Raw genomic sequence first — 25269 nt, 5'->3', positions numbered from 1 at the left:
TTCCGGTAAAGTTCAATTAGATACTATTTCGATCAGTTTATACAATTTTGTGAGGTGGATACGTTGCAACTTCAGGTAATGAACAGTCCGTTTAATCAGGAGCAGGCAGAGCTCCTTAACCGCCTTCTGCCAACCTTGACAGAATCTCAGAAAATCTGGCTGAGCGGCTATTTATCAGCGCAATCTGTTTCCGTCCTGGAAACATCGGGGGCGCCGGCTGCTGTGTCTGCGGGTGTAACGGCACCGGCCATTTCAAAAGAAGTCACCGTCCTTTACGGTTCACAGACGGGAAACGCACAAGGGCTTGCAGAGAACGCCGGCAAGCAGCTTGAGGAGCGAGGCTTTCAAGTCACCGTTTCATCCATGAGCGACTTTAAGCCGAACCAGCTCAAGAAAATTAACAATCTTCTGATTGTCGTCAGTACGCATGGCGAAGGTGAGCCGCCTGATAATGCACTTTCGTTTCACGAATTTTTGCACGGAAGACGGGCGCCTAAGCTTGATGATCTTCGCTTTTCTGTTTTGGCGCTTGGTGACAGTTCATACGAATTCTTCTGTCAGACAGGAAAAGAATTTGATCAGCGCTTGGAAGAGCTTGGCGGAAAACGAATTTCTCCGCGCGTTGACTGTGATTTGGATTATGATGAGCCGGCTGCTGAATGGCTGGAAAGCGTATGTGAGGGCATAAGTGAAGCCGAGGGCGGAAGCGCCGCGCCTGCGCCGGCCGCAGCGCCTCAAACTGGTGAATCTGCGTATTCAAGAACAAATCCTTTCCGTGCGGAAGTGTTAGAAAATTTAAATTTAAACGGCCGCGGATCAAATAAAGAAACACGACATGTAGAATTGTCTCTTGAAGGATCAGGCCTTACGTATGAACCTGGTGACAGCCTCGGCGTCTATCCGGAAAATGATCCGGTACTTGTCGATTTGCTGCTTCAGGAAATGAATTGGGACCCCGAAGAAATTGTGACGCTGAATAAGCAAGGCGATGTCCGTCCGCTGAAAGAAGCGCTGATTTCTCATTATGAAATTACTGTTCTCACAAAGCCGCTTCTTGAACAGGCTGCTCATTTGACGGGAAGCGAGGAGCTTAGAGAGCTTTTAGCACCGGGAAATGAGGGTAAAGTGAAAGCGTATATTGAAGGGCGCGATTTGCTTGATCTGATCCGGGATTATGGCCCGTTCAGTGTAACGGCGCAGGAGTTTGTATCCATTCTTCGAAAAATGCCGGCCCGCCTCTATTCAATTGCGAGCAGCTTATCCGCAAACCCGGATGAAGTGCATTTAACGATTGGTGCAGTCCGGTACGACGCGCATGGCCGCGAACGAAAAGGCGTCTGCTCGATTTTATGCGCGGAGCGTCTGCAGCCGGGAGACACACTGCCGGTTTATGTCCAGCATAATCAGAACTTCAAGCTTCCGAAGGATCCTGAAACACCGATTATCATGGTCGGCCCTGGGACAGGCGTTGCGCCGTTCCGTTCCTTTATGCAGGAGCGTGAGGAGACGGGAGCTGAAGGTAAAGCATGGATGTTCTTCGGTGATCAGCATTTTGTCACAGATTTCCTTTATCAGACAGAGTGGCAGAATTGGCTGAAAGACGGCGTGCTGACAAAAATGGACGTAGCGTTCTCACGCGATACGGAAGAAAAAGTGTATGTGCAGCACCGCATGCTTGAACAGAGCGCAGAACTGTTTGAATGGCTTCAAGAAGGAGCGGCTGTTTACATTTGCGGAGATGAAAAGCACATGGCACACGATGTCCATAACACACTCTTAGACATTATAGAAAAAGAAGGCAATATGACCCGTGAAAAAGCGGAAGTTTATCTTGCCGATATGCAGCAGCAAAAACGTTATCAGCGTGATGTATACTGATTTGACCTGAAAGGAGTTTTTCAACATGGTGACCAAAATCTTAAAAGCACCGGACGGCTCTCCAAGTGACGTCGAGCGCATTAAAGAAGAAAGCGATTATTTGCGCGGCACACTAAAAGAAGTGATGCTGGATCGGATCAGTGCGGGAATTCCGGATGATGACAACCGCCTGATGAAACACCACGGCAGTTATTTGCAGGATGACCGCGATCTCCGCAATGAACGCCAAAAGCAAAAGCTTGAACCGGCTTATCAGTTCATGCTGCGCGTCCGTATGCCGGGCGGCGTATCGACGCCTGAGCAATGGCTCGTGATGGATGATCTTTCGCAGAAATACGGTAATGGCACCCTAAAGCTGACGACGCGTGAAACGTTCCAGATGCACGGGATTTTAAAATGGAACATGAAAAAAACCATTCAGACGATCCATTCGGCTCTTCTGGATACAATCGCGGCTTGCGGAGACGTAAACCGGAATGTGATGTGCGCATCGAATCCTTACCAGTCTGAAATCCATTCTGAAGTATACGAATGGTCCAAAAAATTAAGTGATGATCTCCTGCCTCGAACAAGAGCGTATCATGAAATTTGGCTTGATGAGGAAAGAGTGGCCGGAACGCCTGACGCAGAAGAAGTCGAGCCAATGTACGGGCCGCTTTACCTGCCGCGGAAATTCAAAATCGGAATTGCGGTTCCGCCGTCAAATGATATTGACGTCTTTTCGCAGGATCTCGGATTCATTGCGATTGTGGAAGATGGCAAGCTCATCGGTTTTAACGTGGCAATCGGCGGCGGTATGGGAATGACGCACGGCGACAAAGCGACATATCCGCAGTTAGCCAAGGTAATTGGGTTCTGCCGCCCTGAACAAATGTATGACGTTGCTGAAAAAACAATTACGATTCAGCGTGACTACGGAAACCGTTCCGTCCGTAAAAATGCCCGTTTCAAATACACAGTTGACCGCCTCGGTTTGGAAACAGTGAAAGAGGAATTGGAAAACCGTCTCGGCTGGAGCCTGGAAGAAGCGAAGCCGTACCATTTTGATCATAACGGCGACCGCTACGGATGGGTGGAAGGCATTGAAGATAAATGGCATTTTACGCTGTTTGTCGAAGGCGGCCGTGTGACGGATTACGAGGATTATAAGCTGATGACAGGCTTGCGTGAAATTGCTAAAGTTCATACAGGCGATTTCCGTCTGACAGCCAATCAGAACTTGATTATCGGCAATGTTCCAAGCGAGAAAAAGGATGAAATCAACGCATTAATCGATCAATACGGGTTAACTGACGGAAAGCATTATACAGCGCTGCGCCGCAGCTCTATGGCGTGTGTTGCTCTTCCGACCTGCGGATTGGCGATGGCTGAAGCAGAACGTTATTTGCCGTCTCTTTTAGATAAAGTGGATGAGATTATTGACGAAAACGGTCTTCGTGATGAGGAAATTACCATTCGCATGACAGGCTGCCCGAACGGCTGCGCCCGCCATGCGCTCGGAGAGATCGGATTTATCGGAAAGGCGCCTGGCAAATATAATATGTATCTAGGCGCTGCGTTTGACGGCAGCCGCTTAAGCAAAATGTACCGCGAAAATATCGGAGAAGAAGACATTTTGAGCGAGCTGCGCGTCCTGCTTTCCCGCTATGCGAAAGAACGCGAAGAAGGTGAGCACTTCGGTGATTTCGTCATTCGCGCCGGTATCATTAAAGCGACAACTGACGGGATGAATTTTCATAATTGAGATGAGAGACAGGGGGATTGCCCTGTCTCTTTTTGATTTTGCTTTGCGGCAAAAAAGTTCACCATGAGCATATCATGAGAAAAAATACCCTAAAAAGGGTACTATAAAAGAAGACTAGTGTGGAGGAGACTCCTGCGGAATCCAGTATTGGATGTAAGGCCATCCTTTATCTTTTGCAAGCCTCAGCCTCTTCGGACAAATATTTATCAACTCATCATGCAGATACGCAGCAGATTAAGGAGGTTATGCATTTGGACATATTTTTAGTCGTCCTTGTTTTACTGGCTATTATTGCGATTTCTAACATTGTCAATCGGTTTATCCCGCTTATTCCAGTGCCTCTGATTCAGGTGGCGCTTGGGATTATTGCCGCCTCATTTCCACAGGGGCTTCATTTTGAATTAAACACGGAATTGTTTTTCGTCTTGTTTATTGCGCCTCTTCTATTTAATGATGGAAAGAGGACGCCTCGGGCGGAGCTTTGGAATTTAAGAGCTCCAATTTTATTGCTTGCACTTGGCCTTGTATTTGCGACTGTGATTGTAGGAGGATACACGATCCACTGGATGATTCCTGATATTCCGCTGGCAGCGGCCTTTGGGCTGGCAGCCATTCTTTCACCGACTGATGTTGTCGCTGTCAGCGCATTATCAGGAAGGGTGAAGATGCCGAAAGGAATTCTGCGCCTGCTTGAAGGGGAAGGGCTGATGAATGATGCATCAGGTCTGGTCGCCTTTAAATTTGCGATTGCCGCAGCGGTTACCGGGGCATTTTCACTGGCGCAAGCAGCTGTCAGCTTTGTGTTTATTTCTGTTGGCGGCCTTTTGTGCGGGGTTGTCATTTCGTTCTTGATTATCCGCTTTCGTCTATTCCTGCGCCGCCTTGGCATGCAGGATGTCACGATGCACATGCTGATTCAAATTCTGACGCCTTTTGTGATTTATTTGGCAGCGGAGGAAATCGGTGTTTCCGGCATTTTAGCCGTTGTGGCGGGCGGTATTACGCATGCGGTTGAACAGGACCGTCTCGAATCGACGATGGTGAAGCTGCAAATCGTCTCATCGAGTACGTGGAACATTATTTTATTTATTTTAAACGGTCTTGTCTTTGTCATCCTTGGCACACAGATTCCGGATGTCATTTCGGTGATTTTTAACGATACAGCGATCAGCAACATGAAAGTGATCGGCTATATTCTGGTCATTACATTTACGTTAATGCTTCTTAGATTTCTGTGGGTGCTGTTCTTCTGGAACGGCAAGTGGTTCTTTAATAAAGATCAAACCATTTATAAGCCGGGACTTCGTTCTACATTGTTAATTTCCATTTCAGGTGTGCGGGGAGCGGTTACGCTTGCAGGTTCATTCTCCATCCCATATTTCCTGGAGGATGGCACACCGTTTCCGGAAAGAAATCTGATTCTCTTTTTAGCCGCAGGCGTCATTTTATGCACGCTTGTTATTGCCACCTTCGTGCTTCCGCTTCTGACAGAAAAAGAAGAAGATGACGAAGAAAAAAATAAGAAGCTGCTGACGGCGAGACGCAAACTGATTAAAACGGCTCTCAAAACGATTAAAGAAGACATGAATGATACAAACAAAACGGCGTCTCTTGCGGTCATTGCCGAATACAATGAGAAAATGAAAAACCTTCGTTTTCAGCAATATACAACGTCAACCCGCATAAAAAAGTATGAACGGAAAGTCCGTGCTCAAGGGATTAAAGCCGAGCAGGAAGAACTGATGAAACTGCTGGAGCGGGGAGACATCCCGGAAGAAACGGCAAACGCTCTGCAAGAACGGTTTAATGAATTGGAAATTTTGTATGCCAACCCGTTTAAAGTCGGTTTATCAAAATCAAGGCTGAAACGTCTGATGTATTGGATTTTCTTCGGAGAACATAAAAAGCCGGAGATGTCGATTTTAAACGAAGAAGGATTAATGAGAGCAACTAGGGTTAAAACGGCTAAAGCTGCGATAGGACATTTGGAAAAGCATATACCGGAAGAACATAAGGAAGTATTTTTATCTGTTATCTCGTTTTATAAACAATTAATTTTCAGATTGGAGCACAGCCATCACGAACATAAATCGAACGCCCATTTTGAAAATCAGAAGCTGGAAGTGAAGCTGAAGGCTGTGCAGGCGATCAGAAATGAGATTCAGACGCTCTTTGAGGAGCGGGAAATTTCCCGGGACATCTCTCATGAGCTTCGCCAATATATTAATGATGTGGAAGCCGCAATGCTAGAAGGCGGCGAATAATTCCAAGAAAAAAAGCTGGCATCGGACGCCAGCTTTTTTCTATAGGTTAGGGGCGATGGAATTCGACAGTGTTGTCATTTCGGTCGAACCAGCCTCTGAAGGCCCAGTTGATCCAGCCGCCGTCTCCTTTGTTTGTGAAACTTCCGTCTTCAAATACCCAAATGCCGTACGTAATGCCGTCATAAACGGCCGAGCCGTAAAACTGCACACCATTTAAGTGATCTTCATATTCCTGGCTTAAGTTAAAAACCATGACGTTATATTTTTGGCCGGATGCGTAGAAGGAAGACTCCATGAGATTTTTCACAAAACCGTCCCGGTTCTGGGCTGATTTAATGGCATCTGAGATTTGGTTGGCAATCCCAAGCAAATCAAGGTTGACGTTTAAACCGACTTCTGCGGCAGCTGTTCCGGCTGTTGTTTTCTGTGAGATCTTCGGTGCGGGATTTTCCTCAGCAGAGGCAAGGGACAAAGGGGCAATTGTCAAAGCGGCGCCAAGTGCAAGAGTCATTGGGATACGAATACGTTTCAATTTGTTTCCTCCTCTATGTTTTTGTGGGCTACAGTATTCGCTTACCCTGCTCACTGTCTAAATAATCTTATAATTGATAAAATAGGAAAAAAATAGTATAAATGCGCATTGTTTACTATGAAATAAAAAACGTCTGTATGAAAAAAGAAGCAAAAAGAGGCTCTTAAGCGTATTATTGGTATCTGCTGAGAGGAATGTGAGATAATATAGACGCTTACATTTCAATGGAAGGGTGGATGTTCAAGTGGCAACAAGTTTAAAAGATACTGTAAAGCTACATAACGGAGTTGAAATGCCTTGGTTCGGTCTTGGTGTTTTTAAAGTAGAAAACGGAAGTGAAGCGACTGAATCGGTTAAAGCTGCGATTAAAAATGGCTACCGCAGCATTGATACAGCGGCTGTCTATAAAAATGAAGAAGGTGTAGGCATCGGCATTAAAGAATCCGGTGTTGCAAGAGAAGAGCTCTTCATTACATCAAAAGTATGGAATGAAGATCAGGGTTACGACACAACGCTTGCTGCCTTTGAAAAAAGCCTTGAAAGACTTCAGCTTGATTATTTAGACTTATATTTAATCCATTGGCCTGGAAAGGATAAGTATAAAGATACATGGCGCGCGCTTGAAAAGCTGTACAAAGACGGCAAAATCCGCGCGATCGGCGTCAGCAACTTCCAAGTTCATCATTTAGAAGAGCTTTTGAAAGATGCTGAAATCAAACCGATGGTGAACCAAGTTGAATTTCACCCTCGTTTGACGCAAAAAGAATTAAGAGACTACTGCAAAAAGCAAGGCATCCAGATGGAAGCATGGTCTCCGCTTATGCAGGGCCAGCTGCTTGATAACGAAGTGCTGACACAGATCGCTGAAAAATATAATAAATCTGTAGCACAAGTGATTTTGCGCTGGGATCTTCAGCATGAAGTTGTAACGATTCCAAAATCGATTAAAGAACACCGTATTATCGAAAACGCTGATATTTTTGATTTCGAATTGTCTCAAGAAGACATGGACAAGATTGATGCGTTAAATCAAGATGAACGTGTCGGTCCAAACCCCGATGAGCTTCTGTTTTAATCAAAAACTCCCCGTCTGCACACGGGGAGTTTTTTTAGTGCGTTTTTTTCAGTTGAATCAAAAACAGCATCAGAAAGGAAATCACGATGATACAGACGACCCACGCCCATGCAAGTGCGTTGTTGCCGGAATCCAAAGCGACATAAATGGCTGTCGGCAGTGTTTGGGTAACACCCGGGATATTCCCGGCAAACATTAAGGTGGCGCCGAATTCACCGAGCGCCCGCGCCAGACTGAGAATGCTTCCGGTCAGCAGCGATGGATACGCCAGCGGAATGGAGATATGGATAAACACCTTCCATCTGCTTGCTCCGTCTACCATTGCCGCCCCCTCTATATCGGGGTCAATATCGGAAAATCCGGTTTTGGCCGATTGATACATAAGCGGAAAAGCCACGATAGCAGAAGCAATCACAGCAGCCCACCAGGTGAAGATCACGGGCTGGTGAAAGATCCATTCGATCGCTTGTCCGATGAAGCTATGCTTTCCAAACATGACGATCAAAATAAAACCGACAACGGTGGGCGGAAGAACGAGAGGAAGCATAAAAATCGTTTCGAGTATGGTTTTTCCGAAAAATGAGGCTCGTGACATCCATGCCCCCGCCAAAGTTCCGAGAATGATCACCGCGATTCCGGCGACCGCCGCCACTTGAAAGGAAAGCATAACCGGCGTGAAAAATTCTGAAATGCTGATGTTATTCAGCAGTAAAACCATATTTCTCAAACACTTTCATCGCTTCATCTGTTTGCAGGTAATCGTAAAATTCCTTCGCTTCCTTATGGTGTTTCGTATCTTTTACAATTCCTAACGGATAAACGATCGGGCTGTGTGTATCAGCTTTTGCCTCGTCAACGATTTTGACTTTCTTAGAGATCAGCGCGTCTGTTTTATAAACGGCACCTGCGTCTACATTGCCTGTTTCTACATATGAAAGAACCTGGCGAACGTCTTTTCCGTACACGATCTTATCTTTTACTTTGTCCCATAGAGACAGCTTTGTCAGTGATTCTTTTCCATAAGCTCCTGCCGGTACAGATTCTGGAGTCCCGAGAGCAATTTTTTCTGAATCAGTCAGATTGTCAAAGCCTGTGACTGGTGAATCTCCATCCTTAGGCACAACGAGCACAATTTCATTTCCGACTAAATGAGTGCTGTCTTTTTTAGCGATATCCCCATCATCTACAAGCTTTTGGAATTTGTCCTCAGCGGCTGAGAAGAACAGATCGGCCCCGGCTCCTTGAGAAATTTGCTTTTGCAAGGCACCTGATGAGCCAAAGTTATCTTGGATCGTAATATTGTGATGGGTTTTCTCGTAATTCTTTTGAATTTCCTCGAGTGCATTCTGGGCACTGGCAGCTGCTGAGACAGTTAAGGTCACTTTTTTCTCATTGTCACTTGATGATTGGCTGGCAGAGCAGCCTGCTGCAAGCAGAAAAACAGTTAATGCTGCGGTCAGAATGAAATACTTCTTAAACATGATTGCACCCCTTATAATTAGTTATATCTAATTATAACTGATTATGTTTGGGGTATGTGGGTTTTTTTACATTCTCCGAAAAGGTATAATGAAATAGGAGAGTGATGATGATGAATGAAACCTCTTCCTATACGATAGAAGAAGTTGCTGGTCTGCTGAAGGTATCAAAGCTGACCGTTTATGATTTGATTAAAAAAGGCATGATCCCTGCTTACCGTGTCGGAAGGCAGATGCGTGTCGATGAAGCAGATTTAAAGCAATATAAGGCGAACATGAGAATGTCTCAGCCTGTGTCTTCACCCGAAGAACCGAGAAAGGCACAGGAGCCGATGCCGGAGGGAAGGCGGAATGTCGTCATCAGCGGACAGGATATATCGATGGATCTGCTCAGCAAGCATTTGGAAAGTGCCATTCAAGAGACGCCGCTCCGCCAATACAAAGGCAGCTTAAACAGCCTCATTGACATGTACCAAGGCAAATGCGACATTGTCAGTCTTCATCTGTACGATGCGGAAACCGCTCAATATAATACGCCTTATGTCAAACGCATTCTGTCAGGCGAACCGTTTTGTCAGATGAATGTTGTCCTTCGCAAAGCCGGCTTATATGTTCAAAAAGGAAATCCGAAAAACATACAAGGCTGGGATGACCTGAAACGAACCGACATCCGCATCATCAACAGAGAAAAAGGATCGGGCGCAAGAGTGCTGCTTGACGAACAGCTTGGTCTGCTTGGTGTGACACCTTCAGACGTCAAGGGCTACAGTGACATTGTGACTGATCATTATGCTGTTGCCTCCCAAGTCTCGAGCGGACAGGCAGACGCGGGAATCGGGGCGCAGCACGCGGCACATATGGGAAGCGTTGATTTTATCCCGCTCATCGAGGAACAATACGACATTGTCATTTTGAAAAAACACCAGCAGCTGCTTGAAGCTGTAAAGAGCATCTTGAAATCGGAAGAATATAAGGCCAACCTGTCTCATCTTAATGGCTATCAAACGAAGCTGACAGGTAAAGTGATATACGAAACATGAAAAAAATCCCTCGTAAAGGGATTTTTTTATTGACCATAAAAACGCAGAAGGTCTCCGTTTAACATTTTATCAGAGAGAGACAGTTCTTCATTTGCTTTTTCTTTATAGGGAGCGCACGCATCTTGATTTTCTAACACTTCTCCTGTTTTTTGGCTGTAGCATGTGTTTTTCGTATATACATAATCGTTCGTGATAAAGCTGCCGTTTCTCAGCACGGCAAATGGCGTTCGGTTGTTTGACAGCAAATCATTGCCAAACTGAATATCACCTTTTGTATCAATTCCGAGCAGGTGCATCAGAGTCGGCCTGACGTCAACCTGTCCTCCGGCATCGGAGATTGTTTCCGGATTTTGATCAGTGATTCCAGGAATATGAATGATAAACGGCACCCGCTGAAGCTGGACGGTGTCATATGGCGTAATTTCACTTTTTCTTAAAAACTCAGCCAGGGCTTTATTATGGGCTTCTGATATGCCGTAATGATCTCCCATAAAGACAATCATCGAGTTTTCGTATAAGTCTTCATCCTTGAGCTTTTTGATAAAATGCTTCAGTGCTTCATCCTCATAGCGAACCGTCGTCACATAGCGGTTTAACAGGTCGCTGCTTGAATCATATTCATCAATCAGCTGATCCTTTTCATCAATTTCAAACGGAAAATGGTTCGTCAATGTGATGATATTGCTGTAGAACGGCTGCGGCAGGCTTTTCAGTTTAGAAGCTGACTGTTCCAGAAATTCCTTATCCTTTAATCCCCAGCTTGTTGAGGTTTCGGGAGTCACATGGAACTCATCGACATCAAAAAAGCGGTCAATCCCAAACGTTTTATACATCACATCTCTGTTCCAAAATGTTTTATGATTGGCGTGAAAGACGGCTGAATAATAATCATTCTGCTTGAGTGATTTGTACATCGTATGAAATTGATGGTCACTTTTCGTAAAAAAGACGGCGCCGCTTAGTGAAGGATATAGAGAGTTAGCGACGATAAATTCCGAATCAGACGTTTTGCCTTGCTCTGTTTGCTGGTAAAAATGATCAAAGGAATAGCTCTTTTTCATCAGGTCATTCATAAACGGGGTAATTTCTTTTCCGTTTACCTTTTCATTCAGAACAAAGCTTTGAGTTGATTCAAGCGTCACAAAAATCACATTCCGTCCCTTTGCCAGTCCGAACTTGCTTTGATCAGGCTTGCTGTAGTCAGCCTCAGTATAGTTTTTGATTGTAGAGAGGCTGTCTTCATCGGCAAATGCCTTCGCACTCATATTGACAGTCTGAGAAATGGTATCGTAGATGTGGAACTGAAACAGGCCAATGCTTTTGACGAGCACTTCCCGATCGAAGGAATGTGCCAATAGCTTCGGCTGTTCAATTTCTGCAAGCCCCAGCGTACATATAAGAATCCCGCAGGAAGCAGCATAGTACCGCTTGACCGTACGGGGGTTCGCTTTAGATTCGGGACTCTTCTCTTTTCTGGAGAGCAGCAGAAGAAAAGCCAAATCCGCAAACAGAGCGATAAACAAAGGATTGAACAATTCTTTTACACTGCTTCCCATATCGCTCATGTTGCTGGCCTGAAACAAAACCGGGATGGTAATAAAATCGATATAAAAGCCGTAAAAAATCGTGTTGGAGATCAAAATGGCAGTCAGAACCAAATTGGCAATCAGCAAAAAGATGCGCTGCTTGCTGCCTTTTAAAAGCAGTCCAATCCCAAATAGAGGGAGTATGAAGCTAAGCGGATTGATCAGCAGAATCAGCTCCTGCAATAGAGAGTCGATCTGCAAATCAAAACCCAGTTTATAGATCACATAAGTTTTGATCCACATGAATAAGATGGATAAACTTAAAAAACGCTGATTGTGAAAAAAGGTTCCTTTCATCAATTGATAACTCCTCACGTTTTCTTGAACATCTGCCATGAGATGCTTCTTATGTAAAACCTACTAAAAACAGTCTTCTTAGACAAGCTTCAGCACTCGTGTTTAAAACATACGCCCATGGAACAGCATATAAAAATAATAGCATGATGCTATTGTCAGACCGGCCAACACAAGCTGTTCGGAAAAACTGCCTGTCTTCATATACAGCGGCAGCCGTATGCGAATGGTTGAAGGAAATAACAATTTGATGCCGTTCACTGTCCAGGCATCCAGAACCAAGTGGCTTGCCATTCCGATCATCAGCCCTGCTGATATGTTTTTATCCGGAATATATGTGGCTGTGATAAAAAACATGATGAGCAGAAACAGCAGGCTGTGTGTAAAGGTGCGGTGGCCAAATACGGAACTGACAATTTTCGATAAGATAGGAAATCTTCTTCCGATTTTACTTTGCGTGTGGCAGATGTCGGGAATTAATGCGCCAACCGCGCCGGACGCCGCCATGAGTACTGGGTCAAATCCATAATAATAAGCCGCTGCGGTACAAGAAGCGATGCCTCCCATGATGTGTGTTTTTCCTGTCATTTACCCGCTTCTCCTTTATCTTTTGCAAAAATCTCTGAATTACAAATATATCAAGAGAATGTATGTTTGAGCAACAGAACTTTGGCCGATAAAAAAATGAGCCGCATAATTTCCTGAGAAAAAGGCATCTTAAAGATGTACCTATTTTCTAAAAGAGGTGATACGAATGGCTTTCTTTAATAAAGATAAAGGTAAACGTTCTGAAAAAGAAAAAAACGTAATCCAAGGAGCTCTTGAGGATGCCGGTTCAGCTCTTAAAGATGATCCGCTTCAAGAAGCTGTACAAAAAAAGAAAAATAATCGCTAACCGCATGCGGATAGGGCTTGGCTCTATCCGCATTTTCCATCTGTTCCCTTTGACAGATCATTCTTTCTTTGATAACCTTCTGGGAGTAACTGAATAAATAAATCCTCACTCTTTCTCAGTGAGGTAGAGGTTGCGCGGATGATGAGTCACACATGCCAGGCTGACAGGAGCTGTTAAACATGTGTAAAAGGCATCAGCGCCGAAGTGTGGAGAAAGCCGATCCTTCTCTATGCTGGGACTGTATCTGAATAAGTGCAGGACTGCCGCGTGCTTTTTCGCGGAGGGCTATCCGGAGATCAAGGGTGTGTGTTTCTTTAAGCATGGACTTTTGTTCAGGCTTTTTTTGTGTTTACATGATCTCGGGTTCTGGTCCGTACAAAGAATCATTGGAGGTACTGGAATGGAACAGACAAAAAAATGGGGTTTTTGGTTATTAACGGCGTTTGTCGTTGGAAATATGGTTGGATCGGGGATTTTCTCCCTGCCGAGTTCGCTTGCTTCGATTGCAAGTCCGCTTGGCGCTACGTCCGCTTGGCTTTTGACAGGTGCGGGCGTGCTGATGATTGCGCTTGTCTTCGGGCACTTGTCCATTCGCAAGCCTGAGCTGACAGCGGGACCGCAAAGTTATGCGAGAGCGCTGTTTTCTGATCCGAAGAAAGGGAACGCTGCCGGATTCACAATGGTGTGGGGCTACTGGGTGGCGAGCTGGATCAGTAACGTGGCGATTATCACAAGTCTTGCCGGTTACTTGACTTCGTTTTTCCCGATTTTAGTTGATAAACGTGTACTGTTTGCTGTCGGCAGCCAAGAGGTGACACTCGGTCAATTGCTGACGTTTGCAGTATGTACGATTTTGCTCTGGGGAACGCACACGATTCTTGTTGCAAGCATTAACGGTGCTAGTAAATTAAACTTTATCACAACGTTTTCAAAAGTATTAGGTTTTGTTTTCTTTATCATTGCCGGATTGTTTGTGTTTCAAACGACATTATTCGATCATTTTTATTTTCCGATTCAAGGTGAGAACGGCACAAGCATTGGCATCGGCGGACAGGTTCACAACGCCGCCATTTCTACTCTATGGGCGTTTGTCGGAATTGAATCAGCAGTGATCTTGTCTGGACGCGCGCGTACTCAGCGTGATGTGAAACGTGCGACCATCACAGGTTTGTTGATCGCGTTAAGCATTTACATTATTGTCACATTGATCACAATGGGGGTTCTGCCGCACGATAAGCTTGTCGGATCTGAAAAACCGTTCGTTGATGTGCTGTATGCGATTGTCGGAAACGCAGGAAGCGTGATTATGGCGCTGCTGGCGATTCTTTGCTTATTCGGAACGATGCTCGGCTGGATTTTGCTTGGCTCTGAGGTTCCGTACCAAGCTGCTAAAGCAGGAGACTTTCCGGCGGTCTTTGCGAAAACAAATAAAAAAGGAAGCCCGGTTATTTCTTTGATCATTACAAATGTGATGTCACAGGTCTTCATATTCTCTGTTATTTCCCGGACAATAAGTGACGCATTTACGTTTTTAACGACAGCGGCGACCCTTGCTTATTTAATTCCGTATTTAGTGTCTGCGATTTACAGCCTGAAGCTTGTTATCAAAGGCGAAACGTATGATCAGTTGAAAGGTTCCCGGGTAAAAGACGGATTGATCGCGATTTTAGCGTGTGTATACTCATTGTTTGTTATCGTAACAGGTACAGCGGATTTAACGACATTTATTCTCGGCATCGGTTTGTTCTTTGTCGGTCTGGCAATTTATCCGTTTGTGATTAAGAAATTCTCGAAAGAAAAACAAGCATAAAAAAAGACACCTGACAATGCAGTCAGGTGTCTTTTTTATAAAAACGTTTATTTCTCCTGTTATGAGTCCCATACACAAAATAGCGGACAGGAACGCTGTCAGTGATAGAGACATTCGAATATGCAAAAAACGCTTTTTCAGTTTCTCCAGAAAATGAAACAAAGCCAGCACTAGGATAAAAACGAGAAGCACATGAGAAAAAGGCTTTCTGATATAAAGACCGTTGAAAAAACTTATGGCAATGATGATGCAGCATAATATGAATTGAGAAAGAAAATATGCGATGCAGTTTAATATGAGCTGCCCCGTCCTGTCGATTTCTTTGCAATAGAGAAAAGAGCCGCAGATCAGTGCGGCTCTTTGTTTATTTGGTTAAGCTTTTCGTAATAAATTTCAGCTGTCCTTCTAGTGAAATCGGGTCTGAGAAATAGAAGCCGATCGGGTCAATTTTATAGACATGATCATTTTTGACAGCATCGAGGTTTTTCCAGATGGAACTGTCAAATACGCCGCCATCGTCTCCGCCTGATTGCCATGGACCCGCGAAAATGTAATCTCCGGCGAAGTCAGGGAGCTTTTCTAAAGAAATGCTGGTATATCCTGGGCCTTGGTCAATCGCTTTTTCCTTTGTCAGCTTTGTGGCCTGTAAACCAAGATCTTTGTAGACGATGCTTCCGCCTCTTCCGAAATCTTTACCGAATACATAAATGTCTTTGCCGTTTGTTTGCATAATGGAAACCGTTTTGTCACCGATGACTTTTTGGATTTTTGTTTTGGCTTCCGCAACTTTTTTGTCCCACTCGGCAAGCCACTTCTCCGCTTTATCTTCCGTTCCCGTCATTTTTGCGAATTCTTTCAGCTGTTCGATGTTATCGAGCTTATCGTATTTCACCGCAACAGTCGGCGCGATTTTTTCGAGCTTTTTAATATCGGCGCCTTGTGTTGTCCAAACGATGATCAGGTCAGGCTTTAAATCAATCACTTTTTCAACAGAAGTGCCGTCTCCGATATTTGTGACACCATCGGTTTTACCTTTGTAGTAAGGGTTTTTAAATACATTTTCAGGAGCACCGACGACGTTGATGCCCAGTGTTTTGAAGTCTCCGTAGTAGCCGTCAGCCATGACAACCACCCGTTTAGGATGTTTAGGAATTTTCACATTTCCGTTTTCAGCCTTGTATGTAACGGTTTCTTCGTCTTTTGAATTAGAGGAAGAGCCTTTACTATCTGAGTGATTTCCGCAGGCTGCCAGCGCTGCAATCAATAAAAGAGCAAAAAAAGCGGCACCAAGCTTCTTGTATGTATGGGTCATATCTCATACCTTCTTTCAAAAAAATAGATGATAAAGAGAATCATTATCATCTGTGATTATACCATTACAAGTGCCAGTTGACACGATATTTTTGCATTTATATTCTCATTTTTATCAAAACGCTCTATTAAATCAGCGGAAAAAAGTGATATACTGAAACAGTAATTGATAATCATTATCATTATCGAAAGGAAGTACGGCTGTTGAGTCACATGAAAAATAAACAGATGATATCAGATGAAGAAATTCAATGGACATCCCGGTCGTTTGGTGCGGTCATTGTGCTTGTTGCGGGGGTATGTTTATTATGCTTCGGCGCGATGCTGTCCATTTCTCTCGGTGCTGCGGATATCCATTTACGGACTGTGTGGGACGCCATCTTTCATTTCCAGCCAAATGAAACCTCACACCAAATCATACACGATCTTCGGCTGCCAAGAACGGCTGCTGCCGCGCTTGTCGGCGCATTGTTAGCCGTGTCTGGGGCGATCATGCAGGGCATGACGAGAAACCCATTGGCGGAGCCTTCTATTATGGGGATAACATCGGGCTCTGCTTTTGCTATTTCGATTGCGTTTGCTTTTTTTCCAGGACTTTCTGCCTTCGGGCTTGTGCTGTGGTCCTTTGCGGGCGCGGGACTGGGGGCATCGACGGTATTGGGCATCGGCATGTTTTCCAGGGGCGGTCTCACGCCTGTAAAGCTTGCTCTTGCCGGAACGGCCGTCAGTTATTTCTTTACGGGCATTTCAACCGCAATTGCGCTCCGTTTTGATGTAGCACAGGATGTCAGCTTTTGGTACGCAGGCGGGGTAGCGGGTGTGAAATGGTCAGGCGTTCAGCTTCTGGTTATTGCAGGAGCTGTCGGTTTGACGTTTGCGTTTATCATTGCCCGGTCTGTGACGGTGTTAAGCCTCGGTGACGATCTGGCGAAGGGGCTTGGGCAGTATACATCAGCGGTGAAACTGGTTGGCATGCTTGTCGTTGTGGTGTTGACGGGAGCTGCTGTTTCCATTGCCGGCACCATCGCGTTTATCGGACTGATCATTCCTCATATCACAAGGTTTTTGGTAGGGGTTGATTATCGGTGGATCATTCCTTGCTCGGCGGTGCTTGGCGCTGTTTTGCTTGTTTTTGCTGACATTGCGGCCAGACTCGTGAACGCGCCGTTTGAAACGCCTGTCGGCGCGCTGACCTCCCTCATCGGTGTTCCCTTTTTCTTTTATTTGGCACGTCGTGAAAGGAGAGGGCTGTAATGAAAACGAAAACGAAAAAACCTCTTGTTGTGATAGCAGTGACTTTTCTGCTGATCGTGCTTGTCTTTTTTATCAGTCTGAATCTGGGTGTCATTAAAATTGCCCCATTGCAAACGCTTAAGGTCTTTTTCGGCCAAGGGACGGCACGGGATGAGCTTGTCTTATTTGAGTTCAGGCTGCCGCGAATAATGTTGTCGTTGCTTGTTGGGGCGGGTATCGCTGTTGCCGGAGCCATTTTGCAAAGCGTGTCTCAAAATGATTTGGCTGAACCCGGTATTCTCGGGATTAACGCCGGGGGTTCGCTTGCTGTTGTGCTCTTTATTTACTTTTTTCAAGGATCAGCATCAGATCTCGGCTCTTTAGGGACGTTTATGCTGCCGTTCAGCGCTTTGGCAGGCGCGTTCCTCGCCGCGTTTCTCATTTATCTTCTGGCTTGGAAAAAAGGTGTGACTCCGATTCGGCTGATCCTAGTCGGAATCGGTGTGAATGCCGGATTTAATGCCCTTTTGCTTATTTTTCAGCTCAAAATGGATCCGCATGACTTTATGCAGGCTGCAGTTTGGATATCAGGCTCGATATGGGGGGCCAATTGGAACATGATCTGGGCGGTACTCCCCTGGATTGTGATCTTGCTTCCTTTTACATTATATAAAGCACGCTATCTGAACATTTTACAGCTGGGAGACCAATTAGCGACCGGACTTGGCACTGCTGTTGAAAAGGAAAGACGGATTCTCCTTCTGGCAGCGGTCGCTCTTGCCGCATCCTGTGTCGCAGCTGCAGGAGGCATCGCGTTCCTCGGATTAATTGCACCGCATGTGGCAAGAAGGCTTACCGGTCCCCGCCACCAGACGCTTATACCGGTTTCCGCCTTCATCGGCGCGTTTCTGTTTCTGCTGGCTGATACGCTGGCGAGAAATGTATTGGCCCCGTCAGAAATTCCGGTCGGACTTGTCATCTCCGTTTTAGGTGCGCCTTACTTTATTTATTTATTGATGAAATCGAATTGAGGAGGTGACCGAACTTGAATTCATTATCAACGGAACAGCTTGGGATCGGTTATGGCGACAGGCTGATTGTAGAAGATTTAAATATATCCATTCCTAAAGGGAAAATAACAACCTTAATTGGACCGAATGGCTGCGGAAAGTCAACGATATTAAAAACGATGTCCAGAATTATGCGCTCACATCAAGGTGCCGTTTACTTAAACGGCAATGCGATTCATAAAATGTCTACTAAGGACATTGCGAAGGATATGGCCATTCTGCCGCAGACGCCTGAGGCTCCGAGCGGATTAACGGTGTACGAATTGGTGTCGTACGGCAGATTTCCGCATCAATCAGGCTTCGGCAGATTAAATGATGAAGACCGCCGCATCATCAAATGGGCCCTCGAAGAAACCGGCATGGCGGAATACCATGAGCGTCCGATTGAGGCATTGTCAGGCGGACAGCGTCAGCGCGTGTGGATTGCGATGGCGCTTGCACAAGGGACAGAGCTGCTTTTGCTTGACGAACCAACAACATATCTCGATCTCGCACATCAGCTCGAAATCCTGCAGCTGCTTGACAGACTGAACAAGGAACAGGGGCGGACGATTTTAATGGTGATTCATGATCTGAATCATGCGGCCCGTTTTTCCCATTATATGATTGCACTCAAAAAAGGCACGGTCATCAAGGAAGGAACCGCACTAGAGGTCATGACGCCGGATATTTTGAAACGGGTATTCCAGATTGATGCCGAAATCGTCACTGATCCTCGTACAAATAAACCAGTATGCTTAACTTATGACCTGATTAAAACTGAAAAACAGCTTGTTTCTGTGTAAGAAAAATCCCGGTATGACGCCGGGATTTTTTATTTTTAACTATAAAAATATAATTTTCCTTGCTAATTCCAGATTTTGAAGAAAAAGATTGAAAGTCTATTTGAATTAATAGATAATATTGGTTAGAATGTTTCGAAAATATTACGAAGATTACAGAAAGAGGAGATCATTGTGTCCAAGAAGAAAAAATGGCTTATTGCCGGTTCGATATGTGCCGGCGTGCTCCTACTGGCGGGGATCGGCGCCGGCGGTTTTTACTTTTTTACTCATATGAACCAAGTTGCCGTATCATCGGAGCCTTATGCTGAATCGGTCGCGGTGTATATGGGCGGTGAATCTGAATCTGCCCAATCGTTTTCGGGAAAAGTTGAACCAGAGAAACAGCAAAAAGTATACATAGATTCAGAGAAAGGAAGCATTAAAAAAACGTACGTCAAAGAAGGCGATAAGGTTAAAAAAGGCGATAAGCTTTTCGAGTACGAGGGCGAGGATCATTCTGACGAAATTGAGCAAAGCAATTTACAAACCGAAATGACAAACCTTCAAATCAGCCGCTTGCAAAAATCAATAGCAGAAACTGAGAAGAAGCTGAAGACAGCCGGAAAAGACGAGAAAGCACAGCTTCAAGACGAGCTTGACCAGGCCAATTTTGATTTAAAGACAAGCCAGCTTGAATTGAAGCAGCACCAAAAAGAACTGGCTGCACTAACGAAAAACAAAGGTTCTAATGTGATCACAAGCAAGCATGACGGTATCGTTCAAAGCGTCAATCAGGATATTGCGGACGGCGCAACGGGTGATCAGGCAGCAGGCCCGTATATCCAAATCGTTTCAACGGGCAAATACCTTGTGAAAAGCCAAATCAACGAGCTGTTAATGGACACGATTAAAAAAGGCAGCAAAGTCAGAGTTACGCTGAAAACAGGCGGTGAAGGCGAGTGGAAAGGCAAGATTACTTCAATCGGCAAGCTTCCTGCTGGAACAGGCGAGGGGGAAGAGTCAGAAAGTTATGCTGAAGAGGAAATGAATCCCCAATCCTCTAACTATCCTTTCACTGTTTTATTGGACAGCCATAAGGGCCTTGAAGTCGGCTATCATGTCAATATTGAAGTCATGAGTGACGAAGCAGATGCGAATACGATTAAGCTGCCGTCCGACATGATTATCCAGGACGATGGCGAACCATACGTTTGGAAGACGGATGAGGAGCAGAAAGCGGTTAAACAGCCTGTTGAAATCGGGGAGACAGACGAAAGTGACATGGTCGAAATCAAAAGCGGCCTGACACCGGAAGATTATGTGATCTATCCTGATCCCGCGGTCAAGGAAGGAAAGCAGGTTACAGTCAATGCTGACACTGAATAATATTTCTAAATCGTACAAGCTGGGCAAAGAAGAGGTGCCGATCTTAAAGCATATTAATCTCACCGTCAAAGCTGGTGAATTTCTGGCCATTATGGGGCCGTCCGGTTCAGGGAAGTCTACGTTAATGAATATTATAGGCTGTTTGGACAGGCCGACCTCCGGAACCTATATGCTGGACCAGATGGATGTATTAAAAGGGAAAGACGGTGCTTTGGCTGACATTCGCAACGAATCGATCGGGTTTGTGTTTCAAACCTTTCATTTGCTGCCTCGCCTTACCGCACTGCAAAATGTCGAGCTGCCGATGATTTACAATAAGGTAAAGAAAAAAGAAAGAAGGCAAAGAGCCTATGAAGCGCTTGAAAAGGTTGGTTTGAAAGATAGGATCTCTTACAAGCCGCCAAAGCTGTCCGGCGGACAAAAGCAGCGGGTGGCGATTGCCAGAGCCCTTGTCAATCAGCCTCGGTTTATTCTGGCAGATGAACCGACCGGGGCGCTTGATACAAAATCAAGTGAACAAATTTTGTCGCTGTTTTCACAATTGCATCAGGAAGGCACAACGATTATTATGATTACCCATGACCCGGACGTCGCCAGAAAAGCCGACAGAACCGTGTTTATCAGAGACGGAGAATTAGTGTTAGACGAGAGAGGGATTAGCCATGCTTGAACATATTCGGATCTCCTTTCAATCTATTTTTTCACATAAGCTGAGGTCGATTCTTACGATGCTTGGTGTCATTATCGGTATAGCGGCGATCATTGCGATCGTCTCTATGCTGAAAGGCCAAAGCGAGCAATTAAAGCAAAGCATGATCGGCATGGGAAATAACGCGATTAATGTTGTGTACCAGCCAACAGGCGGGGAGGAGGAAGGCGGTTACCAGGAAGTTTCTTATACGTCCGCACCCCCTGTATCTGAAGAAACCATTAAGACGATAAAATCAGACCCGGTTGTAAAAGGATTATCTTTATATTACTTGTCCGAAGGCGCCACCGTTTTTCACTTAACGAACGTTTCTTATCCTCAAGTGTACGGAGTGGATGCTGATTATTTCAATATGTTCCCGATCAGCATCACTGAGGGGAGAAAGCTGGCGGAAAAAGAATTAAACAGCACACACCAAGTGGTTATGATCAATGAGGCCGCAAGAGATGAGCTGTTTCCTGACGGTGACGCTCTGCACAAAAACATTGAGATGAACGGTGTGCCGTTCCGGGTTGCCGGTGTTTTTCATGAAAAGAAACAGGAAGAAAGCATGTTTGATGGCGACTATGCGAATCCGGTTTTATATGTGCCGAAAAAAGTGTGGCCGCTTATTGAAGGATTTGACGCGCCGACACAGATTGCGGTGCAGGCAGACTCTTCTGAGCATATCCAAGAAGCCGGTGTAATGGCCGCGGACCTTCTAAATCAAGGACTTTCAGATGCTGATTTGGAAAAAGCGGAGTACAGCGTGATGGATCTTCAGGAGGTCGCTCAGGAAGTGGAGTCCTTTAACCAGTCATTTGCTCTGCTGCTTGGCGGAATTGCAAGCATCTCGCTTTTGGTCGGAGGCATCGGTGTCATGAACATTATGCTTGTTTCAGTGACGGAGCGAACACGGGAAATCGGAATTAAGAAGGCGCTCGGTGCCAAGCGGCGCGTGATTTTATTTCAATTTTTAACAGAGGCCGTAGTGCTGACAAGTATTGGCGGAATTCTCGGTGTGCTGGCGGGCTTTGGCATCGCTAAACTTATCACGGTTATCTTTCCGATGCCTTTTATCATCTCCGTTCCGGCAGTTATCGGAGCACTCATTTTCTCAATGGCAGTCGGCATTATTTTCGGCTTGCTGCCGTCCATTAAGGCATCGAAGCTTCAGCCTGTTGACGCGCTTCGATATGAATAAAAAGAACGCATCCAATCGGATGGCGTTCTTTTTTTAGCTAGGCAGTGCTGAATTGCATTTATCTAAAATAAGAAAAACGGCTGCGAGGATCATTTCTTCTGTGGTTGACAGCCAAATGTTATGAATCATTTGATCTGCCGTATAAGCGGTCATCCATAGAAACAGCAGCTGGACGGTGCCGGCCATAAGGATAAAAGCTCGTTTTCCAGTCTTAAAAAACGTAAAACTATGTATCATCAGCCGTTCAAAAGGTTCAAAGCATAGTCCGAGCACAAGAAATAACACAGCAAAAAGCAGGACATGAGCAGCTGATCGGTAGCTCGTTCCCGCCAAAGAAAAGACACAGAGAATGATTGTAAAATAGCAAAATAACACAGCCGCCGCTGCCAGCACATACTGTACGGCCTGCCGTAATAAATACTTTTGATGTATCACTGGTTCATCTCCTTATCAGCGCTTGCAGAGAGAGAACGAGCGCTCTCTGCAAGCTGCCAGTTTTTTATTTGCTGCTTTTCTTTTTCACAACCGGATGCTTTTCTTTTGAAAGGACATCCGTAAATTCTTTGCCTAAGTCAAGGTGTTCTTGGACGAAGGTTTCAGGAAGCATTGCGAGCCATTGGTTTAAAGACACATCGGCATAATGGTCATCTTTAAAGATTTCTAAAAAGACGAGCGGTTCATCGCCGAGGTTTTCTACGTAGTGGCCCATCGCAAATGGAACATAACCGACATCACCGGCTTGATAGTTAAAGGTTCTCGCATGGCCGTCAGCAGCAAAAACAGTCATTCTCGCTTTACCGGAGATGTAATATTGCCATTCATGCGTATTCGGATGCCAGTGAAGCTCTCTCATGGCGCCTGGTTCCACGGTTACAAGCGCGGATGCAATGGTTTTAGACACTGTAAAGTTTGTCGAATCCGCAATGTACACCTTTCCTCCTTCTGATACAATCGGCTCCTGTTCAAGAAGGCGGTACGTAAACGGATAAGGCACTTCGCCATACGGCCCTTCCACAATGTCATCTTTTAAACAGCCGGGCACAGGTTTTTCAAATATATATTTTTCTTTGCCTGGCAAATTGGCGATTTCTTTTTCTGTTACGCCAAAATTAGCGGCAATCACTTCTTTAGGGGTGTGGGCAAGCCAGTCTGTCAGCTGGAACGTGCTGTTTTCAGAGAATGACCCGTCGTCAAATACGAGCAGGAACTCTGCCCCTTCTTCAAGCGCTTGAATCGAGTGCGGCAGGCCTGACGGGAAGTACCATAAATCTCCTTCGCCTACATCATCAATAAAGCTGCGGCCCTTTTCATCCACAATCGTGACGCGTGCTGTCCCGTAGATCATATAAGCCCACTCTGCTTCCTTATGCCAATGAAGCTCGCGAATGGCGCCTGGCTTCAGCCGCATATTAACAGAAGCCAGGTTTTCTGAAATCGGCAGCTCACGTACGGTAACTTCACGGGCGTACCCGCCTTTTTCCAAACGGTTATGAGTATCTGAGAAAGAAAACTTCATATTTTCAACGGTGCCATGATCGGTTTCCGGCGGTACGAGCATATCGGGATTCTGCCGGTCCCTTTCAATATTACGCGGGATTTTCACTGTCGCTCCCTTATCTCCTCTGATTGGCTGGGGAATGTCGTTTTGTTTTTTCATTTTCCTGTCTCCTCCTTAAAAATAATTGTGGCGCAGAAAGAGAATGTGAAAGGCCTTTCGTTTTCCCTTCTGTCTAGTTAAGTGAAAAAAACCGATGAAAAGTCAACTTCGATACAAAATTAATGTTTCGCTTTCTGATCTTTCAGCTCTGTCATCAGTTCAATGAGCTGATCGAATTTTTTCTCGAAACGGGTCAGCAGGTACATCGCGATCAGTGCCGGGAACCCGAGATTGCTGATCTGCTTGACGACTTCCTCTATAAAAACCTGATCCATGAAAAACACCTCCCTCCTTTTTGTGCAGTCATGTAAGTAAGTGAAGGGAATCCAAGAAATCGTAAACCATGACTGGAAGGTTTGCTTCAGCAAGCGCTAGTCTGAAAGTAGTAGTTTACTTTTTTTTGCTTTCCTTCATTTAATTTAGTAGGGAGGCGGTTTGATGGACTATCAAGGTCTGTTGCGATCGAAATGTAAGGAGATTATGAAGCATCCCATCGTGAAGCATTTTTTGAGCAACCCTCAGCATTACCGTTTGTTCAAAAATGTAATGGAAAACCCGAATGAAAAGGATGCAAAATCGTTGGACGAGCAATTCAAGCAATTTTATAAGGAGATTCGCATCGTCAAGTATATGAATTCAATGATTCGAATTTTTTCCATCGATTTTGATAAGCGGGTTCGCAAAAATCAAAAACGGTATCCGCTGACGGTTGATCATCCGGAAGCAGGAGAACGACTTCCTTCCGAAACGGGAAGTGACGCGTTTGAGGAATTTTTAGACCTGCAGGATGATTTGAGCCAGCATGTCCAGGATTATCAGCTTTATCAAGCGATCCAGAAGCTGACTGACAAACAAAAAAGCGTGCTGACAAAAGTCTATCTTCACGGTGCCACGATGCAGGAAATCGCTGATTCATTAGGTGAGTCCCGGCAAAATATCTCTAATATTCATAAAAAGGGATTAGAAAATATCAGAAAGCAGCTAGAGGCGCAAAAAAAGGGGGGAAAGTAAGCTGTGAGCGGCCAGTTTGAACATAATAGGAATAAAGATGAAATGTACGACATTGAGCATCTGATTGCATGCTTTTCACCGATGATCAGAAAAAAACTCAGCAATACGTCCTATCAAGAAAGAGAAGATTTGGAGCAGGAGCTGAAAATCAAAATGTTTGAAAAGGCTGATATGCTTCTGTGTCAGGATGTTCCGGGATTTTGGGAGTTTATTCTGTATATGGTAGACGAGAACTCATAATGATACCTCATTCTAAGAAAAACGGGAACATTTTGCAGGTTCCCGTTTCCTGCTGTTCACCCCCGTCAAGAGCCCTCCTATTCAAAAATGTACCAAAAAGAAACGATAT

At 45.1% G+C, this 25269-nt stretch carries 24 protein-coding genes and 1 riboswitch; of the genes, 15 read left to right on the top strand and 9 right to left on the bottom strand.

The window, feature by feature from the left end; all coding sequences use genetic code 11:
* Positions 1 to 63: 63 nt before the first annotated feature.
* The 3 genes from P3L57_RS16610 (at position 64) to P3L57_RS16600 (ending at position 5886) form a co-directional block, all read left to right on the top strand.
* Positions 64 to 1878 carry an assimilatory sulfite reductase (NADPH) flavoprotein subunit gene (locus tag P3L57_RS16610; protein ID WP_069486927.1) on the top strand — a complete coding sequence of 605 codons (1815 nt, stop codon included), beginning with the start codon at positions 64 to 66 and terminating at the stop codon, positions 1876 to 1878.
* 25 nt (positions 1879 to 1903) lie between these two features.
* On the top strand, positions 1904 to 3622 hold the full coding sequence (gene cysI / locus P3L57_RS16605; RefSeq protein WP_044159104.1) for an assimilatory sulfite reductase (NADPH) hemoprotein subunit: 1719 nt from the start codon (positions 1904 to 1906) through the stop codon (positions 3620 to 3622).
* 251 nt (positions 3623 to 3873) lie between these two features.
* The gene (locus P3L57_RS16600) at positions 3874 to 5886 is read left to right on the top strand and encodes a Na+/H+ antiporter (protein ID WP_044160335.1); all 2013 of its coding nucleotides are present in this window, start codon (positions 3874 to 3876) and stop codon (positions 5884 to 5886) included.
* 46 nt (positions 5887 to 5932) lie between these two features.
* On the opposite strand, the gene yvgO is transcribed toward P3L57_RS16600, so the two are convergent.
* On the bottom strand, positions 5933 to 6418 hold the full coding sequence (gene yvgO, locus P3L57_RS16595) for a stress response protein YvgO (protein WP_024122833.1): 486 nt from the start codon (positions 6416 to 6418) through the stop codon (positions 5933 to 5935).
* A 244-nt stretch (positions 6419 to 6662) separates the two neighbouring features.
* On the opposite strand from yvgO, the gene pgoN reads away from it, so the two are divergent.
* Positions 6663 to 7493, top strand: coding sequence for a glyoxal/methylglyoxal reductase (pgoN, locus tag P3L57_RS16590; RefSeq protein ID WP_059353543.1), 831 nt, complete (start codon positions 6663 to 6665; stop codon positions 7491 to 7493).
* A gap of 34 nt (positions 7494 to 7527) precedes the next feature.
* Here the strand turns inward: pgoN and modB are convergent, their stop codons facing one another.
* Positions 7528 to 8220 carry a molybdate ABC transporter permease subunit gene (gene modB / locus P3L57_RS16585; RefSeq protein ID WP_139127438.1) on the bottom strand — a complete coding sequence of 231 codons (693 nt, stop codon included), beginning with the start codon at positions 8218 to 8220 and terminating at the stop codon, positions 7528 to 7530.
* Positions 8192 to 8974 (bottom strand): molybdate ABC transporter substrate-binding protein, encoded by a 783-nt coding sequence (modA, locus tag P3L57_RS16580; RefSeq protein ID WP_069486928.1) that lies wholly within the window; start codon positions 8972 to 8974, stop codon positions 8192 to 8194. The genes modB and modA overlap by 29 nt, the downstream gene beginning before the upstream one ends.
* 110 nt (positions 8975 to 9084) lie before the next feature.
* Here modA and P3L57_RS16575 point away from each other — a divergent pair, with 110 nt between their 5' ends.
* Positions 9085 to 10011: a substrate-binding domain-containing protein gene (locus tag P3L57_RS16575; RefSeq protein WP_044160333.1), complete on the top strand. Its 927-nt coding sequence runs from the start codon at positions 9085 to 9087 to the stop codon at positions 10009 to 10011.
* 26 nt (positions 10012 to 10037) lie between these two features.
* Here P3L57_RS16575 and P3L57_RS16570 read toward each other — a convergent pair whose 3' ends face one another.
* Positions 10038 to 11894: an LTA synthase family protein gene (locus P3L57_RS16570; RefSeq protein ID WP_277617452.1), complete on the bottom strand. Its 1857-nt coding sequence runs from the start codon at positions 11892 to 11894 to the stop codon at positions 10038 to 10040.
* A gap of 102 nt (positions 11895 to 11996) precedes the next feature.
* Positions 11997 to 12479 (bottom strand): metal-dependent hydrolase, encoded by a 483-nt coding sequence (locus P3L57_RS16565; protein ID WP_024122827.1) that lies wholly within the window; start codon positions 12477 to 12479, stop codon positions 11997 to 11999.
* A 166-nt stretch (positions 12480 to 12645) separates the two neighbouring features.
* Between P3L57_RS16565 and sspJ the strand changes: the two genes are divergently transcribed.
* Positions 12646 to 12786 carry a small acid-soluble spore protein SspJ gene (sspJ, locus tag P3L57_RS16560; RefSeq protein WP_010331863.1) on the top strand — a complete coding sequence of 47 codons (141 nt, stop codon included), beginning with the start codon at positions 12646 to 12648 and terminating at the stop codon, positions 12784 to 12786.
* 116 nt (positions 12787 to 12902) lie between these two features.
* Positions 12903 to 13082: riboswitch (Lysine riboswitch) on the top strand.
* Between the two features lie 104 nt (positions 13083 to 13186).
* Positions 13187 to 14596, top strand: a complete 1410-nt coding sequence (locus P3L57_RS16555) for an amino acid permease (RefSeq protein ID WP_024122826.1) — start codon at positions 13187 to 13189, stop codon at positions 14594 to 14596.
* 364 nt (positions 14597 to 14960) lie between these two features.
* On the opposite strand, the gene P3L57_RS16550 is transcribed toward P3L57_RS16555, so the two are convergent.
* The gene (locus P3L57_RS16550) at positions 14961 to 15908 is read right to left on the bottom strand and encodes an iron-hydroxamate ABC transporter substrate-binding protein (protein ID WP_044159096.1); all 948 of its coding nucleotides are present in this window, start codon (positions 15906 to 15908) and stop codon (positions 14961 to 14963) included.
* Positions 15909 to 16120: 212 nt separating this feature from the next.
* Here P3L57_RS16550 and P3L57_RS16545 point away from each other — a divergent pair, with 212 nt between their 5' ends.
* The 6 genes from P3L57_RS16545 to P3L57_RS16520 all read left to right on the top strand — a co-directional run bounded on the left by P3L57_RS16545 (position 16121) and on the right by P3L57_RS16520 (position 22252).
* Positions 16121 to 17161, top strand: coding sequence for a FecCD family ABC transporter permease (locus tag P3L57_RS16545; RefSeq protein ID WP_369810958.1), 1041 nt, complete (start codon positions 16121 to 16123; stop codon positions 17159 to 17161).
* Positions 17161 to 18171: a FecCD family ABC transporter permease gene (locus P3L57_RS16540; protein ID WP_059353538.1), complete on the top strand. Its 1011-nt coding sequence runs from the start codon at positions 17161 to 17163 to the stop codon at positions 18169 to 18171. Before P3L57_RS16545 ends, P3L57_RS16540 begins: the two co-directional genes overlap by 1 nt.
* Positions 18172 to 18185: 14 nt before the next feature.
* The gene (locus P3L57_RS16535; protein ID WP_024122821.1) at positions 18186 to 18995 is read left to right on the top strand and encodes an ABC transporter ATP-binding protein; all 810 of its coding nucleotides are present in this window, start codon (positions 18186 to 18188) and stop codon (positions 18993 to 18995) included.
* A 171-nt stretch (positions 18996 to 19166) separates the two neighbouring features.
* Positions 19167 to 20360: an efflux RND transporter periplasmic adaptor subunit gene (locus P3L57_RS16530; protein ID WP_044159093.1), complete on the top strand. Its 1194-nt coding sequence runs from the start codon at positions 19167 to 19169 to the stop codon at positions 20358 to 20360.
* Positions 20344 to 21030 (top strand): ABC transporter ATP-binding protein, encoded by a 687-nt coding sequence (locus P3L57_RS16525; RefSeq protein WP_024122819.1) that lies wholly within the window; start codon positions 20344 to 20346, stop codon positions 21028 to 21030. Before P3L57_RS16530 ends, P3L57_RS16525 begins: the two co-directional genes overlap by 17 nt.
* A complete protein-coding gene (locus tag P3L57_RS16520) occupies positions 21023 to 22252 on the top strand; it encodes an ABC transporter permease (protein ID WP_044159092.1) in 1230 nt (409 codons plus the stop codon). Before P3L57_RS16525 ends, P3L57_RS16520 begins: the two co-directional genes overlap by 8 nt.
* Positions 22253 to 22285: 33 nt before the next feature.
* Here the strand turns inward: P3L57_RS16520 and P3L57_RS16515 are convergent, their stop codons facing one another.
* From P3L57_RS16515 to P3L57_RS16505, 3 genes are all read right to left on the bottom strand, one after another.
* Positions 22286 to 22687 carry a YrvL family regulatory protein gene (locus P3L57_RS16515; protein WP_024122817.1) on the bottom strand — a complete coding sequence of 134 codons (402 nt, stop codon included), beginning with the start codon at positions 22685 to 22687 and terminating at the stop codon, positions 22286 to 22288.
* A gap of 64 nt (positions 22688 to 22751) precedes the next feature.
* Entirely contained in the window at positions 22752 to 23909 is a 1158-nt protein-coding gene (gene oxdC, locus P3L57_RS16510; protein WP_069486931.1) for an oxalate decarboxylase, read from the bottom strand.
* Positions 23910 to 24028: 119 nt separating this feature from the next.
* A complete protein-coding gene (locus P3L57_RS16505; RefSeq protein WP_024122815.1) occupies positions 24029 to 24184 on the bottom strand; it encodes a YvrJ family protein in 156 nt (51 codons plus the stop codon).
* A gap of 205 nt (positions 24185 to 24389) precedes the next feature.
* Between P3L57_RS16505 and sigO the strand changes: the two genes are divergently transcribed.
* Both sigO and rsoA read left to right on the top strand, forming a co-directional pair.
* Positions 24390 to 24920: an RNA polymerase sigma factor SigO gene (gene sigO / locus P3L57_RS16500; RefSeq protein WP_082687851.1), complete on the top strand. Its 531-nt coding sequence runs from the start codon at positions 24390 to 24392 to the stop codon at positions 24918 to 24920.
* Between the two features lie 3 nt (positions 24921 to 24923).
* Positions 24924 to 25160, top strand: a complete 237-nt coding sequence (gene rsoA, locus P3L57_RS16495; protein ID WP_024122813.1) for a sigma-O factor regulator RsoA — start codon at positions 24924 to 24926, stop codon at positions 25158 to 25160.
* The last annotated feature ends 109 nt before the right edge of the window (positions 25161 to 25269 follow it).

Origin of the sequence: Bacillus sp. B28 (genome assembly GCF_029536185.1) — a bacterium.
In the GTDB taxonomy this organism is placed as follows: domain Bacteria; phylum Bacillota; class Bacilli; order Bacillales; family Bacillaceae; genus Bacillus; species Bacillus halotolerans.
The sequence above is the reverse complement of the archived record's forward strand: the minus strand, read 5'-3'. Positions and strand labels throughout refer to the sequence as shown.